General features: G+C 64.9%; 15 protein-coding genes and 1 pseudogene. 7 read left to right on the plus strand and 9 right to left on the minus strand.

Annotated features, from left to right (window positions below; all coding sequences use genetic code 11):
- Positions 1 to 5 precede the first annotated feature (5 nt).
- A complete protein-coding gene (locus tag CCOS191_RS13565; protein ID WP_046855656.1) occupies positions 6 to 434 on the plus strand; it encodes a hypothetical protein in 429 nt (142 codons plus the stop codon).
- 383 nt (positions 435 to 817) lie between these two features.
- Positions 818 to 1,030, plus strand: coding sequence for a hypothetical protein (locus CCOS191_RS13570; RefSeq protein ID WP_046855657.1), 213 nt, complete (start codon positions 818 to 820; stop codon positions 1,028 to 1,030).
- A gap of 386 nt (positions 1,031 to 1,416) precedes the next feature.
- On the opposite strand, the gene CCOS191_RS27420 is transcribed toward CCOS191_RS13570, so the two are convergent.
- Positions 1,417 to 1,647: a metallothionein gene (locus CCOS191_RS27420; RefSeq protein ID WP_082120421.1), complete on the minus strand. Its 231-nt coding sequence runs from the start codon at positions 1,645 to 1,647 to the stop codon at positions 1,417 to 1,419.
- Entirely contained in the window at positions 1,647 to 2,108 is a 462-nt protein-coding gene (locus CCOS191_RS13575; RefSeq protein WP_046855658.1) for a hypothetical protein, read from the minus strand. Before CCOS191_RS13575 ends, CCOS191_RS27420 begins: the two co-directional genes overlap by 1 nt.
- A 157-nt stretch (positions 2,109 to 2,265) precedes the next feature.
- Between CCOS191_RS13575 and ligD the strand changes: the two genes are divergently transcribed.
- Genes ligD through CCOS191_RS13600 form a run of 5 tightly spaced genes read left to right on the plus strand, consistent with a single transcriptional unit; the run spans position 2,266 to position 7,820 of the window.
- The gene (gene ligD / locus CCOS191_RS13580; protein WP_046855659.1) at positions 2,266 to 4,737 is read left to right on the plus strand and encodes a DNA ligase D; all 2,472 of its coding nucleotides are present in this window, start codon (positions 2,266 to 2,268) and stop codon (positions 4,735 to 4,737) included.
- Between the two features lie 21 nt (positions 4,738 to 4,758).
- Complete coding sequence (locus tag CCOS191_RS13585) at positions 4,759 to 5,799, plus strand: acyl-CoA dehydrogenase (RefSeq protein WP_046855660.1); 1,041 nt, start codon at positions 4,759 to 4,761, stop codon at positions 5,797 to 5,799.
- Positions 5,796 to 6,551 carry a PIG-L deacetylase family protein gene (locus tag CCOS191_RS13590; protein WP_046855661.1) on the plus strand — a complete coding sequence of 252 codons (756 nt, stop codon included), beginning with the start codon at positions 5,796 to 5,798 and terminating at the stop codon, positions 6,549 to 6,551. The genes CCOS191_RS13585 and CCOS191_RS13590 overlap by 4 nt, the downstream gene beginning before the upstream one ends.
- A gap of 10 nt (positions 6,552 to 6,561) precedes the next feature.
- On the plus strand, positions 6,562 to 7,161 hold the full coding sequence (locus tag CCOS191_RS13595) for a class I SAM-dependent methyltransferase (protein ID WP_046855662.1): 600 nt from the start codon (positions 6,562 to 6,564) through the stop codon (positions 7,159 to 7,161).
- Positions 7,158 to 7,820, plus strand: coding sequence for a glycosyltransferase (locus tag CCOS191_RS13600; protein ID WP_046855663.1), 663 nt, complete (start codon positions 7,158 to 7,160; stop codon positions 7,818 to 7,820). The genes CCOS191_RS13595 and CCOS191_RS13600 overlap by 4 nt, the downstream gene beginning before the upstream one ends.
- Positions 7,821 to 7,833: 13 nt before the next feature.
- Here the strand turns inward: CCOS191_RS13600 and ku are convergent, their stop codons facing one another.
- The 7 genes and pseudogenes from ku to CCOS191_RS13625 all read right to left on the minus strand — a co-directional run bounded on the left by ku (position 7,834) and on the right by CCOS191_RS13625 (position 13,393).
- A complete protein-coding gene (ku, locus tag CCOS191_RS13605) occupies positions 7,834 to 8,670 on the minus strand; it encodes a non-homologous end joining protein Ku (RefSeq protein ID WP_046855664.1) in 837 nt (278 codons plus the stop codon).
- A gap of 9 nt (positions 8,671 to 8,679) precedes the next feature.
- Positions 8,680 to 8,817 (minus strand): PSPA7_2676 family Cys-rich small protein, encoded by a 138-nt coding sequence (locus CCOS191_RS28220; RefSeq protein ID WP_172670894.1) that lies wholly within the window; start codon positions 8,815 to 8,817, stop codon positions 8,680 to 8,682.
- A gap of 106 nt (positions 8,818 to 8,923) precedes the next feature.
- Positions 8,924 to 9,028, minus strand: a pseudogene (locus CCOS191_RS28440) (NAD(P)-dependent dehydrogenase); the annotation flags it as partial.
- A 50-nt stretch (positions 9,029 to 9,078) separates the two neighbouring features.
- Entirely contained in the window at positions 9,079 to 9,840 is a 762-nt protein-coding gene (locus tag CCOS191_RS27430) for an RHS repeat-associated core domain-containing protein (protein WP_231867432.1), read from the minus strand.
- Between the two features lie 130 nt (positions 9,841 to 9,970).
- Positions 9,971 to 11,098, minus strand: a complete 1,128-nt coding sequence (locus CCOS191_RS13615) for a carboxylate-amine ligase (protein ID WP_046855666.1) — start codon at positions 11,096 to 11,098, stop codon at positions 9,971 to 9,973.
- Positions 11,099 to 11,102: 4 nt separating this feature from the next.
- The gene (locus CCOS191_RS13620) at positions 11,103 to 12,059 is read right to left on the minus strand and encodes a methyltransferase (RefSeq protein WP_046855667.1); all 957 of its coding nucleotides are present in this window, start codon (positions 12,057 to 12,059) and stop codon (positions 11,103 to 11,105) included.
- A complete protein-coding gene (locus CCOS191_RS13625) occupies positions 12,059 to 13,393 on the minus strand; it encodes an iron-containing redox enzyme family protein (RefSeq protein ID WP_046855668.1) in 1,335 nt (444 codons plus the stop codon). Before CCOS191_RS13625 ends, CCOS191_RS13620 begins: the two co-directional genes overlap by 1 nt.
- Positions 13,394 to 13,407: the final 14 nt, after the last annotated feature.

Consider the following 13,407-nt stretch of genomic DNA (forward strand, 5'->3'; position numbering starts at 1 on the left):
TCGTCATGCGGTTCATTCTGTGTGTGGCATTGCTGGGCAGCCTGCTCAGCGGGCAGGTGCTGGCCGAGGGGTGCGACGTGGTCACTCGCTCGTCCAGCGAAGCGGTCAAGCCGGTGCAGCAGCATACCTGCTACAGCTACGGCAACATGCCTGCCGAGGCGATTGCCTGGTCGTGCAGCAACGAGAGCAAGGAGATGCTCAACAGCCAGAAACGCAAGGTCGAGCGTTGCGCTGATGGCAGCGTGGGCAGCTGCATCGCCCCGCTGACCCAGGAGACCCTGGCCAATCCTGATGCCGCGGGGCGCGGCGAGCCCTCGACCCGGCCGGCTGTGCCCAAGGATGCGCGGATCATCACCTACTACTACGACACCCCGAGCCTGGGGCAGGCGCGCAGTGATTGCGAACGCAGCAATGGGATCTGGCAGACGCATTGACGCGAACGCGTGGGGTCGTTGCCGTTGCCGTTGCCGTTGCCGTTGCCGATCAGGAGTCTACCCCCGAAGCCCGCTAGCGACAGCTGCGCCAGTGCAGGCGCCGCCCGTAACTTCGCGACTTCAGGAGGCCGAACGTAGGCCTTGCGGAGGGAGGTGACGGGCATGGATGCCCGTCAAGCGCTGCGCCCCAGGATGGGGCGTTCAGCGCGGTCCTCCCGGGAGCAAGGCCGGAGTGAGGGAACCCGGAGCGAAGCGGAGGGCCGGATGAATGGAGCGCCACGGCTTTGCTTACTTTGGCCACGACCAAAGTAAGCCGCCGTAAGGGCGGAAAGGTGACTGTGCGTCGACATCGTAAATGAATGCACTTACAACTATAAAAACCGATGCTGATTGACTTTGACTTTGACTTTGACTTTGACTTTGACTTTGACTTTGACTTTGACTTTGACTTTGACTTTGACTTTGACTTTGACTTTGACTTTGACTTTGACTTTGACTTTGACTTTGACTTTGACTTTGACTTTGACTTTGACTTTGACTTTGACTTACACAGCGTGCGTCTCGAAAGTTATATGCGCATTCATTTTCGACGGTGACGCATAATCACCTTTCCGCCCTTACGGCGGGTCCCTTTTTGAAGCATCAAAAAGGAACCAAAAAATGCTCGCTCCATTCATCCGGCCCCTACGCTTCGCTCCGGGGTCCCCTCACTCCGGCCTTGCTCCCGGGAGGACCGCGCTGAACGCCCCATCCTGGGGCGCAGCGCTTGACGGGCATCCATGCCCGTCACCTCCCTCCGCAAGACCTGCGTTCGGCCTCCTGAAGTCGCAATTTGTGTCGCCTGAACTATCACGCACTTAGAAGCAAAAGCAAAAGCAGAGCAAGAGCAGAACGTTTTAGTGTGGGTGAAGGTATGTAATTTTAGTGGGCAGCAGCCCTATCGTCGAATTAATTGGCGACAGGGCTGCTGTATAAAGAAATATCAAGGCGAAATAGGATCACTCGCCGGAAAAGTCTCATCCAACGCGTTATCGACATTACTCTCTTTCGGCTGACTCACCTCCCCACATTTGCAATCCCCCATGCGACAGGGCTCACCCTCACGATGCCCCGTCGCACACGCTTCGCAGCAGTAAGCCTTGCCGTCCTGGACCACGGCATTGGCATCCACGGTGCAGGAACAGTGGTTGCAGGAACAACGTTGCTCGTTCATCAGCGTTCTCTCCGCTCGTCTTCAGGGGTGACCTCGTCGGTCCACGGCTCGCCGTCCAACGGCGCCGAGCGGGCCAGTTCGGCCTCGTCCAGGCCGATGCCGCCACCAATCTCGTGGGCCTCGACATGACGCAGGCTCTGGTCCGCCGGACCGCCCGCCATGCCCGGCTCATACGGATCGCGAGCACCAGTCTCGTCCAGCAGCGTGTCAGGGCTCAGGTCATCGAGGGTGACATTGTCCTCGTGCAGGCTGTCACTCAGCGCCTCGCCACCGGTCATGCCACTTTCGGCAACGCGTCTCGGTGGATACTCCTCCTCCACCTCCCGCGCCGGTCGCTCGTCGCCAATACGGCCCCGGCGCTCATCGCGGCGTTCGCTGAAATCAAGCTCATGGACACTGCCCATGCGGTCTTGCGTGTCGTCGATCTCGACCGTCGGCTTGGGGTCTTCGGGAATGGGCATGATCGCTCTCCGATTTGTGGGCTCATTCGGTCGACTGCCCCTGCCAGCCAATGATTCAGAGTTTCTGCAGATAGCGCCTGCCGACGCTTTTTTTGAACTCCGCCCAGCCCCCTCGCCTCCGAAACTAGAGACCCCGCGAACCGTTTCGGAGCCCGCCATGGCCAAGCCCCTGCAGGAGTACCAGCGCAAGCGCGACTTCAACGCCACGCCCGAACCTGCCGGCAAACGCGGCCGCACGGGCAAGGCCCATGCCTTGCAGTTCTGCATCCAGAAACACGACGCCAGCCACTTGCACTACGACTTTCGCCTGGAGCTCGATGGCACCTTGAAAAGCTGGGCCATTCCCAAGGGCCCCTCGCTCGACCCCAAGGTCCGCCGCCTGGCCGTGCATGTTGAGGATCACCCGCTGGACTACGCCGATTTCGAAGGCAATATCCCCGAAGGCCACTACGGCGCCGGTGACGTGATCGTCTGGGATCGTGGTATCTGGGAGCCTGAGGGCGACCCGCGCGAGGCCTACGCCAAGGGCAAGCTGCGCTTTCGCCTGCAGGGCGAGAAGCTGTCAGGTATCTGGAACCTCTTCCGCACCCACCTGGCCGGCAAGAAGGAGCAGTGGATGCTGGTCAAGTCCCACGATGGCCAGGCCCGCAGCGAAACCGACTACCGCATCGTCGAAGCCTTGCCGGACAGCGTGCTTAGCGACCGTACCCTGCTGCCGCGCCAGCCTGCAAAAACAGCCGCTGCCAACAAACGCAAGGCCAAGGCCAGCCCCGTCGCCCTGCCGGACAGGCTCCAGCCGCAACTCGCCACCCTGGTCGATTCACCGCCTGGTGGTCACTGGCACTACGAGGTGAAGTTCGACGGCTACCGCATCCTCGCCCGCATCGAAGGCGAGGATGTGCGGCTGTTCACCCGTAATGGCCACGACTGGAGCGCGAAGATGCCGCGTCAGGTCGAGGCCTTGAAAGCGCTGGGGCTCGATTCGGCGTGGCTTGATGGCGAGATGGTGGTGGTCGACGACCAGGGTGTGGCCGACTTCCAGGCCTTGCAGAACGCCTTCGACACCGAGCACGACGAACACATCACCTATTACCTGTTCGACCTGCCCTACCTGGGTGGAGAGGATCTGCGCCAGCTACCGCTGCAGGCGCGACGTGCCACCCTGGCCCGGCTGCTGGAAAACACGCCCTCGGACCTCCTCAAGTTCTCCGCCGACTTCACCGAACCGGTCGACTCGCTGCTCGACAGCGCCTGCCGCCTGAAGCTTGAAGGCCTGATCGGCAAGCGCGCCGACAGCCCCTACGTAGGCCGGCGCAGCAGTGACTGGATCAAGCTCAAGTGCAAGCAGCGCCAGGAGTTCGTGATCGTCGGATACACAGACCCTAAAGGCAGCCGCAACGCCTTCGGCGCCCTGCTGCTGGCCCTGCACGACACCGACAGCGGCCAGCTGCGCTATGCCGGCAAGGTCGGCACCGGATTCAGCGCCACCACGCTGGACAGCCTGCATGCGCGCCTCAAGCCCCTGGAAGTCGACAAGCCGGCCTTGCCCAAGCCGCCCCGCAGCGCTGAGGCCCGTGGCGTGCACTGGCTCAAGCCGCAATTGCTGGTCGAAGTTGCCTACGCCCAGATGACCCGCGAAGGCATCGTCCGTCACTCGGTGTTCCACGGCCTGCGCGACGACAAACCCGCCACCGCCATCGACCTGGAGCGTGCCATGCCCGCCAAGCGCGCCGCGCAGCCACCCGCCGAGACTCTCGGCAGCCTGCGCCTGACCCACCCCGACCGCGTGGTCGACGCCAGCACCGGCACCACCAAGCGCCAGGTCGCCGAGTACTACGCCCAGATCGCCGACTGGTTGCTGCCGCAACTCAAAGACCGCCCCGTGGCGCTGGTACGCGCACCGGACGGACTGGGTGGCGAACTGTTCTTCCAGAAGAACGCCGGCCAGCTGCACATCCCCGCGGTGCACAGCTACAGCAAGGCGCAGGCTGGCCAGGCGGCGATGGTGCTCAACCGCGCCGACAGCCTGTTGGGCGCGGTGCAGATGAACATGCTCGAACTGCACACCTGGAATGCCACCGACAAGAATTTCGACAAGCCCGACCGCTTCGTCCTCGACCTCGACCCCGATCCGGCACTGCCCTGGAAAGCCATGCTCGAAGCGACCCAGCTGACCCTCACCCTGCTCGATGAGCTGGGCCTGAAGGTGTTCCTCAAGACCAGCGGTGGCAAAGGCATGCACCTGGTGGTGCCGCTAACCCGCCGCGCCGGTTGGGATGAAGTGAAGGACTTCAGCCATGCCCTCGTCGAGCATATGGCGGGCCTGTTCCCGGAGCGGCTGAGCGCCGTCTCCGGGCCCCGCAACCGGGTTGGGCGGATCTTCATCGACTACCTGCGCAACGGCAGGGGCGCCACCACGGTCGCGGCGTATTCGCTGCGGGCCCGCGAGGGGCTGCCGGTGTCGGTGCCGATCTGGCGCGAAGAGCTGACCCAGCTCAAGGGCGCCAACCAGTGGCACATCGGCAACCTGCAGGCGCGGCTGGCCGAGGTGGACGACCCATGGGCGGACATGGCCAAGACCCGGCAGTCCATCACCGTACGCATGCGCAAACAGCTGGGCATCGACTGAGGCCAAAGGGGGAACGTATTCATGAGCATCGTCCAGGACTTCGACCTGACCAACCTCGACCGCCTGCTGCGCCGCTTCGGCGCCCGCCCGCAGGCCATCGACCTCGACACCTTGCTGCCGGAGCTGCTGCAGGCCATGCAGGCCGACCACCTCGACCTGTTGCCCCTGCCCGGCCAGGGCCAGACCCTCAAGCGCTGGCAGACGCTCGCGCGGGTCGCCGGTTGCGACCTGACCCTGGCCAAGCTCTATGAAGGCCACACCGATGCCTTGGCTATCCTCGCCGAATGCGGCGCCGCCCATCATGCCCAGGACGGGATCTGGGGGGTGTGGGCCGCCGAGCCGCCGGACGCCCGTGCCCGTATCGTCGAGCGGCACAACGGGCAGGTACGCCTGCAGGGGCGCAAGGCCTGGTGCTCGGGTGCGCTGCAGATCGACCGGGCGCTGATCACTGCCTGGGAAAATGACCAGCCGCAACTGGTGGCCATCGAGTTGTCGCACCCCAGCCAGCGCATCCAGGCCGACCAGTGGCAGGCGGTGGGCATGGCCACCACCACCAGCGTCAGTATCGAATTCGACGACACGCCTGGGCTGGCCATCGGCCTGCCCGGCCAGTATCTGGCACGTCCTGGGTTCTGGCACGGCGGCGCTGGCATCGCCGCGTGCTGGTATGGCGCGGCCGAGGCCCTGGCCGACTACCTGCGCGAGCATTGCCGCATGCCTCGTCCCGATCCGCACGCCGATGCCCATCTGGGGGCGGTGGATGCCGCCTTGTACGGCGCCCGCGCCGCCCTTCGCGAATGCGCCGCCTGGATCGACCTGCAGCCCCATGCCGACGCCAGCTTCGAAGTGCGCCGCGCCCGCGCCCAGGTCGAACAGGCCGTCGAGCAGGTGATCCGCCATGTCGGCAGGGCGCTGGGTGCCACGCCCTTCTGCCGCAGCAGCCATTTCGCCCGGCTCAGCGCCGACCTGCCGGTCTACCTGCGCCAGAGCCATGCCGAACGCGACCTGGCCGAACTCGGCAGGCAGGTGACCGGCATGCCGGCGGGAGCCTGGCAGCTATGAGCGAGAACCGTATCCAGGCGGCTGCCGGCACCCCTTGGCGCGACTGGCAGCAATCCGCGCATCTGGCCCGCGCCAAGTGGCTCACGCCCGAACAGCTCTGTCCGCCCGGCCGCCGCCTGGTGTTGCTGGCCCCTCACCCGGACGATGAAATCCTCATGGCCGGCGGACTGCTGGCCGGTTTCCACGGACGCGAGCAGGACCTGCTGCTGATTTCCGCCACCAACGGCGAAGGCAGCCATCCCCATTCCGCCCACTGGACCGAGCACCGTCTGCGCCACCAGCGCCCCCAGGAAAGCCGGCACGCCCTGCAACAGTTGGATCTGGACCTCAACCGCCTGGACTGGCGGCGCCTGAACCTCAAGGACGGCGCCCTGCCCCGCGACCAAGCGTTCCTGGCCAATTACCTGGAGCAACTGCTCGAACCGGACGACCTGCTGCTGACCACCTGGCGCGGTGACGGCCATTGCGATCACGAAGCGGCTGGCCGCGCCGCTGCCCAGGCGGCCCAGGCGCGCCGGGTGCAACTGGCCGAGGCGCCGGTGTGGGCGTGGCATTGGGCCATGCCCGATGATCCGCGCCTGCCCTGGCCCCAGGCCCATCGGGTACAGCTCGACGACACCCGCCTGGCGCGCAAACGCCAGGCCCTGGCCGCCCACGCCAGCCAGTTGCAGCCAGACGGCGAGCATCCTCCGGTGCTGCCCGTCACCTTGCAGACCTGCCTGTTGCAGCCTTTCGAACTGGTCTTCCTGTAATGGAGTCGCCATGAGCCTCGACGCGCAGTATTTCGCCGACCTGTATGCCGGCAACGACGATCCATGGGCCTTTCGCACCCGCTGGTACGAACGCCGCAAGCGCGACCTGGCGATGGCCAGCCTGCCCAGCCAGTGCTACGGCCGGGTGTTCGAACCGGCCTGCGCCAACGGCGAGCTGAGTGTGCTGCTGGCCGAGCGCTGCGCCAGCCTGCTGTGCCAGGACATCGACGCCACCGCCGTGGGGCTGGCCCGGCAACGTCTGGCGGGAGTCGACCATGCCCGCGTCGAGCAGGGGCACCTGCCGGGCGATTGGCCGGGCGGGCAGTTCGACCTGATCGTGCTCAGCGAGATCGGCTACTACCTCGACCCCACCGACTGGTTGCAGGTGATCGAACAGTCCGTGGCCTGCCTGGCCGGCGACGGCGGGTTACTGGCCTGCCACTGGCGCCATCCGATTGCCGGCTGCCCGCAGGACGGCGGCCAAGTGCACGCCCTGCTGGCCAGGCACCTGCCACTGTATCCGCAGTTGCGCCATGAAGAGGCGGACTTCCTGCTCGAGTACTGGTCGTGCCAGCCCCGGGTGGTCGACCTGGACGAGACCTGCCCATGATCGCGGTGATCATTCCCGCCCATAACGAGGCCCGACGCCTCGGACACTGCCTGAAGGCCGTGGGGGTGGCAGCTGCGCGGGCCGAAGCCGCAGGCCTGGAGGTTGAGGTGCTGGTGGTGCTCGATCGCTGTACCGATGCCAGCGCGCGCATCGCCAGGCGCCATGGCGTGCACACGCTGGAGCTGGAAGCCGGCAATGTCGGCATTGCCCGCCGCCTGGGGGCGGCCTGGATGATCGAGCGCGGCGCCCAATGGCTGGCATTTACCGACGCCGACAGCCGCGTGCCTGGCCACTGGCTGCTGTCGCAGCTGCAATGGCATGCCGACGCGGTGTGCGGCACGGTGCATATCGAGCGCTGGCAACCCTGGCAGGGTGTGGCCTTGCGTCAGCTGTACCACAGCCGCTACCAGGCAACGGAAGGCCATCGGCATATCCACGGCGCCAACCTTGGGGTTTGCGCCAAGGCCTATGCCAAGGTCGGCGGTTTCCAGCCGCTGCCGGCCCACGAGGATGTGCAACTGGTGCTGGCGTTGGAGGCCATCGGCGCGCAGATCGTCTGGACCGCCAGGCACAGCGTGGCCACCAGCAGCCGTCGAGACAGCCGGGCGCGGCAGGGATTCGGCGATTACCTCAGGGGATTGGAAGGCCAGATCCTGTAGGCCGGCGCTCGGATCACGACGCCTTGCGCGGGCGCTTGGCCGCAGGCTTCTTCGCCTTGCTCTTGCCACCCAGGCTGCGCTTGAGCAGCTCGGTGAGGTCGATGATGTCCGCGCCCTTCTCCGCCGTGGCGCCCTCGCCTTTTTCCACGGTCTCGATCCTGCCCTTGCTGGCCTTCTCCTCGACCAGGTCGAGGATGGTTTGGCGGAACGCGTCGTGGTAGTCATCGGGCTTCCACGGCCCGCTCATGTCCTCGACCAGGCGCTTGGCCATGTCCAGCTCGCGCTTGTCGACCTTGCTGTCGGTCACGCTCTTGTCCAGCTCCAAGGTCTCCAGCCCACGCACTTCCTCCGGCCAGCGCAAGGTGATCATCACCAGCGCTTCATCGAGCGGGCGCAGCAGCGCTAAGTGCTGCCGGGTGTGCAGCACCACCGTGGCCAGGGCCACCTTGCCGGTGCTGGCCAGGGTTTCGCGCAGCAAGGCGTAGACCTTACCGCCCCGGCGGTCCGGGCTCAGGTAATACGGCGTGTCGAACTGTTGCAGGGGGATTTCCCCGGCTTCGACGAACGAAAAAATATCGATGGTCTGGGTCGCCTCGGGCCGGGCCTTGCGGATTTCCTCCTCGCTGATCACCACGTAGCGGCCCTTCTCGTACTCCACGCCCTTGACGATGTTTTCCTTGTCGATTTCCTTGCCGGTGACCTTGTTCACCCGCTTGTAGCCGACCGGCTCCATGCTGCGCTTGTCCAGCCAGTCGAAATCCACCCGCTCGCTGCGCACGGCGGTGTTGAGGGACACCGGGATGTGCACCAGCCCGAAACTGATCGCGCCTTTCCAGATAGCCCTGGCCATGGCTGGCTCCTATGCATTCGAGGACAGGCCGGGCTGGCTGTAGCGCAACGCGCCACAGCGTTCGCAGCACTGGCATTGCAGCCCGGCGATTTCACGGATCAACTGGCTGCGCCATTGGCAGCCACGCAGCAGGCAGACGAGTTTCATCAGCCACCTCCCTGGCCCACATCGACGGGGCGCTTACAAGGACTGACTGCGCGGCGCGCGGAAGGTTTATTCGGCTTTGCCCTACGGCAGCGAATTGCCCCCGGTGGGCCACCGCGTTGACCCGGATGCCGCGCTCGATCATCTGCTTGGCCAAGGCCTTGGTGAATGCGACAATGGCGGCCATGGTGGTGGCGTAGTCAAGCAGCGTGGCGAGAAACCATGGTTTGCATCATTTGCATTAACACCGACGAAAGGTAGGTATTACCGCGGGTTAATACTCTGGTCATTTGCTGAGCGCACAAAGTCTTGCACCGAATTTCTAATACTTTCCAAGTATTCATCAAGGTATCGTTCTAAAAACTCGGGAGAGATGTTTTTCGCTATTCTCATACTAGATGCATTCAACTGCCCTCTGCTTTCATCGCTCAAAACTACACCTCTGGCTTCAGTACTAAGAACTGCCGCGCCGTTTATTATTAGTGCCATGCTCTTATGCTGCTCCTGTTCCGCTAAAAGCTGCTGTACTTGGTGATCCGGTTCAACTGGGACGATTCGAAAACGGTTGGGCACAGCAGGTTGTTCAGCAAGTGGAGCAGCCTGCGCAATAGCCCGTGCTGGTTGTCCCCCAGGTGGAGCAGGCTGTTGAATAGCCCGTGTTGGTTGTCCCTCAGGTCTCCGCCGACGGGTAGCGCGCCCCCGACCGCGCCCACTTTTTCCAGTGGGGTCACTTAAATTCACTGGATCACCTAAACAATAGGCATAGCAATTGATTCCCCCAGATGAAAACGGACTCTGCGTATCGGCGGAGATAAATCGCATCAAAACTGGATTGTAAATCCGATGGCCGCGACCCAGCAGATAACCTCCCAGATCAACTTCTCGCACCTCGCCATTGAATCGTATTCCTGGCCGGGAATTGGCCCCTACCGAGTCAAAGCCAAACGCGGTATAGCTGATGCCGGACCCGCTGGTTATCAGCGCAGTTCCGATACAGGTTCGCATCTGGTCCGTCATCAACAGCATTGGGTCTCTCCCCTGAGCAAACATACTGATCGTCCGACACCTGTGTAGGGACGGGCTCGCATAGGCAAGAGCTTCAGCATTTGCAACATCACTGACAACTGGCAAATTTGTTAGGGCCCTCTCACGACGATTACCCAAACGACCCATTGGCAGAGGCCTCGCGCACAACCTGGCTCGCCACCCACTGCATAGCCTTACGCCTTTCGCTGACCAGCTCGTTCGCCTGCGCCAACCAATTACGCTGCCGATCTGCACTGGTGCCCTCGCGCAGGATGCGCCAGGCCTGCATGAAGGCGCGCTCGGCGTCGGCGCTGTCGGCCGGACACTGCCCTTGCAGTTGCGCCAGCCAACCCTCGGCGCCCACCGGCTGCTGCTCGACCAGGCCAATGAAGGTCCCCAGGCGCCCATGGCGCATCGCACGCCAGTAGTTCTCTTGAGTGATCCAGCGCATCTCGCGGCTGGTCGGCTTACTGTCATGCCTTGCCATGGCCTGTTCCACGAGATGTCGGAACAAGCCGGCGATGGCCAAGGCATCCTCCAGTCGCGGACAGCCGTCGCAGATGCGCAGCTCGACGGTCGGAAAGCGCCGCGAAGGTCTGATCGCCCACCAGAAGTCGCCGTCCTCGGCCAACGTGCCGGTGCGTTGCAACAGCGCCCGATAACGCTCGTAGGCGCTCCAGTCCGGCAGCGGTTCCGGCAGGCCCATGTGCGGCCATTCCCCGCACACCACGCGGCGATAGCTCATGTAGCCGGTGTCCTGGCCGCCCCAGTAGGGCGACGAAGTGCTGAGCGACAACAGCAAGGGCAGCCAGTACAGCACCCGATTGATCACCTGCATGCGATCCAGGCCCGGCGGCACCCCGACATGCACGTGCAGGCCGTTCAACAGGCTGCGCCGGGCCACCAGCCGGTAGTCGTCGAACAACTGGCGAAAGTGCGGGGTTGCGCGTGGATGCTGGCGCAGCCACTGGGCGCTAGGGTGGCTTGCCGCGCAGTACAGGCCCGCTCCCTCGCCGGCCAGCGCCTGGCTCAGGCGCTGGCGTTGCTCGGTAAGGAAAGCGCGGGCCTGGTGCAGCGTGTAGAACACCGGCGAGGCCAGCTCGATCTGGCTGCGGAACATCTCTTCGGCGAAACACGCCCCCAGCACCTCACGACACAGACGGGTCTGTGCCGTCGACGGCGCGGACAGCACCCGGCCACTGTCCAGCGCCACCAGCAGGTACTCCTCCTCGATGCCGAACGTGCAGGGCCGCCCCATGCGCTCATCCGCCGCGGCGGGTGACGGTCAGGGCCACGGCGGCAATGCGCTCGACCTGTTCATAGCCGGGCTCTAGCAACTGCTCGCCGAACACATCCGGATCCAGCTCCCGGTAGTGCCAGCTCAAGTCAGGGCCGGCCAGGCGCAGGCGGACCGCTTCGAGCAACGCATCGCGCCCTTCGACGATCGCCACCCCGGTGTACAGCAGCAATGTGCCGCCCGGTGTCAGGCGCTCACAGGCCTGCTCGACGATACGCAGCGACAGATCGGCGCCGAGCGCCCCGCCGCCGTGGCGGTAGACGCGCTGGCTGGCATCGAGCATATAGGGCGGGTTGGCGACGATCAGGTCGAAGGTGCCGGTGATGCCCGTGAGCAGGTCGCTGGGCTCGACCGACACATTGGCCAGCCCGGCCAGGGCGGCGTTGACGGCGGTGTAGCGCAGCGCCAGCGGATTGATGTCCAGCGCGCTGACCTGCGCATGGCGTGCGGCCCGGGCAATCAGCAAAGCGCCGATACCGCTGCCGCAGCCGATATCGACGGCGTGCTGCACGCGCCGGGGGCTGCGCCGCAGGTGATCCTCGATCAACTGGGCGAAGCGGTAGCTGTCCGGCCCGAAGAACACCGCGTCGCTGCTGTCCGTCGGCCAGGCCGAATGCACCAGCAACAGGTTATCCAAGCTCGACCAGCGCACCCGGCTGCGCCATAGCTCGCCGTGCGCCTCCAGCACGCCGGCCGTGCCCAGTTGTTCCAGCTCGTCGGCACTGATCAGCGAAGCCGGGAACGGCCTGCTCCAGCCGAATACATCGCGCAGCGTGCACGCGCGCCGGGCCTGAGGTCGGGCATTGACCCGCGCCTGGGTCGCCGGGGTGACGCAGGTGAAACGGTAGCCGTCGGCGTGCAGCCTGCGGCCCAGTTGCAACAAAGCCTCGTCGGCACGGATTTGCTTCTGGTCGAGTTGCATCACCGCGGCCCTCCCTGGCACAGCCCGGTGGCAGCGATGTAGTCGCGTGTGGCACGCAGGCCCGCGGGTTCGGCGTGCCGGTTACCGGCCATGGCCTCGATCAGCGTGGCGATCTCCGAGGCTTGGGCCCGGCCGGGCGCCTCCGCCTGCAAGGCCAATGCCTGCTCCCACTGCCCTGGCGGCACACGCCGAGGCCCGGCCCCTTGCCAGCTACCGGCGATCCAGTCATGCCACAGCTGTTTCTCGTAGGCGCTGAACACGCCGAACATTGCCGCGCCGGGGCCGTCGATCAGTGACCAGAAGCGGCTCTGCATCGGGTCGCTGTCACGCTTGATCCAGCCCTGGGCTTGCAGGGCCTCCAGGAACCCGGCCATCGCCCCCGGCTCGGCAAGCCACTGGTTGATGGTCCGCCCTTGCAGGCGGCAGCGATCGGAGTGCATGAACTGGCCGAACACGCGCTTGCGCTCCAGCGCGGCGAGCAGTTCGCCCTGCAGGTCGAAGCTGGCGATCAGCGAAGGTGTGTCGAGACCCAGGTCGTTGAGCCGGTAGCCGTGCCTGACATGCCCATAGAAATCTTCATCGCCCGCTGGCGCCAACATCCGCAGGCTCTCCAGCGAACGCCGGGCATGGCCGCTGGCGGCATTGTCGATGGTCACGTGCAACTGGAAGTAATGGGCGTCGATACCCAGCTCGGCCAGCTCATGGGTGGTGATCAGCAGGTGCAGCGGTGGCTGCTCATATCCCAGGTTGTAGCCGATCACCTCGGGCAGGAAGCGCTCGCAGTGCTGGCCGAGGGCCAATTGCACGGCGCCTTGCACGAAGCGCGAAGGCTCCAGTGGCAGCCCTTGCAGGCACCCCAGGCGGCTGAGCAGGCGCTGGTAGATCAGCACATGGTTGCAGCGTGGGTCGCCGTCACCCAGTTCTTCGAGAAAGGTGCGGATCAACCCGTGGTAACGCGGGTCGCGCCAGTGCCGCAGGGTACCGTGCAACCAGGCACCGTCGACCGCCTTGGTCGGCGCGACCTGCTGCAGGAACCACAAGGCCTGGGCGCGGGTGGCGAAGTAGCGCCGGGGCGCTCCTTCGCGCCGCTGCCGCAGGTAATGCGCATGGTCGTGGGCGACCTGGGCGGCATGGTGTTCGGCCCATTGGGGCAGCAGGCTCGGGTCTTCCGGCAGGTCGTCTTGGCGGTCACGAACACGGCGCAGTTGTGTTTCCAGCCAGTCCTCGGCAGTGGCATCGCGTCCCGCCAGCAACGCCCGATAGCGCTGCGCTACCTCATCAGTCATGTCGTGCCTGGCTTGCGAACGCACGCCGTCACGGATCATCGCCACCATGCCGGTCACCTCGC

Origin of the sequence: Pseudomonas sp. CCOS 191, from assembly GCF_001007005.1 — a bacterium.
Taxonomy (GTDB): domain Bacteria; phylum Pseudomonadota; class Gammaproteobacteria; order Pseudomonadales; family Pseudomonadaceae; genus Aquipseudomonas; species Aquipseudomonas soli.

Bases quoted from the DNA above. Each gene is read 5' to 3' on its own strand.
- ku (WP_046855664.1), bottom strand. From the start codon at position 8,670: ATGGCCAGGGCTATCTGGAAAGGCGCGATCAGTTTCGGGCTGGTGCAC.
- CCOS191_RS13620 (WP_046855667.1), bottom strand. From the start codon at position 12,059: ATGCAACTCGACCAGAAGCAAATCCGTGCCGACGAGGCTTTGTTGCAA.
- CCOS191_RS13590 (WP_046855661.1), top strand. From the start codon at position 5,796: ATGAGCGAGAACCGTATCCAGGCGGCTGCCGGCACCCCTTGGCGCGAC.
- ligD (WP_046855659.1), top strand. From the start codon at position 2,266: ATGGCCAAGCCCCTGCAGGAGTACCAGCGCAAGCGCGACTTCAACGCC.
- CCOS191_RS13585 (WP_046855660.1), top strand. From the start codon at position 4,759: ATGAGCATCGTCCAGGACTTCGACCTGACCAACCTCGACCGCCTGCTG.
- CCOS191_RS13625 (WP_046855668.1), bottom strand. From the start codon at position 13,393: ATGGTGGCGATGATCCGTGACGGCGTGCGTTCGCAAGCCAGGCACGAC.
- CCOS191_RS27430 (WP_231867432.1), bottom strand. From the start codon at position 9,840: ATGCTGTTGATGACGGACCAGATGCGAACCTGTATCGGAACTGCGCTG.
- CCOS191_RS13615 (WP_046855666.1), bottom strand. From the start codon at position 11,098: ATGGGGCGGCCCTGCACGTTCGGCATCGAGGAGGAGTACCTGCTGGTG.
- CCOS191_RS28220 (WP_172670894.1), bottom strand. From the start codon at position 8,817: ATGAAACTCGTCTGCCTGCTGCGTGGCTGCCAATGGCGCAGCCAGTTG.
- CCOS191_RS13595 (WP_046855662.1), top strand. From the start codon at position 6,562: ATGAGCCTCGACGCGCAGTATTTCGCCGACCTGTATGCCGGCAACGAC.
- CCOS191_RS13565 (WP_046855656.1), top strand. From the start codon at position 6: ATGCGGTTCATTCTGTGTGTGGCATTGCTGGGCAGCCTGCTCAGCGGG.
- CCOS191_RS13575 (WP_046855658.1), bottom strand. From the start codon at position 2,108: ATGCCCATTCCCGAAGACCCCAAGCCGACGGTCGAGATCGACGACACG.
- CCOS191_RS13600 (WP_046855663.1), top strand. From the start codon at position 7,158: ATGATCGCGGTGATCATTCCCGCCCATAACGAGGCCCGACGCCTCGGA.
- CCOS191_RS27420 (WP_082120421.1), bottom strand. From the start codon at position 1,647: ATGAACGAGCAACGTTGTTCCTGCAACCACTGTTCCTGCACCGTGGAT.
- CCOS191_RS13570 (WP_046855657.1), top strand. From the start codon at position 818: ATGCTGATTGACTTTGACTTTGACTTTGACTTTGACTTTGACTTTGAC.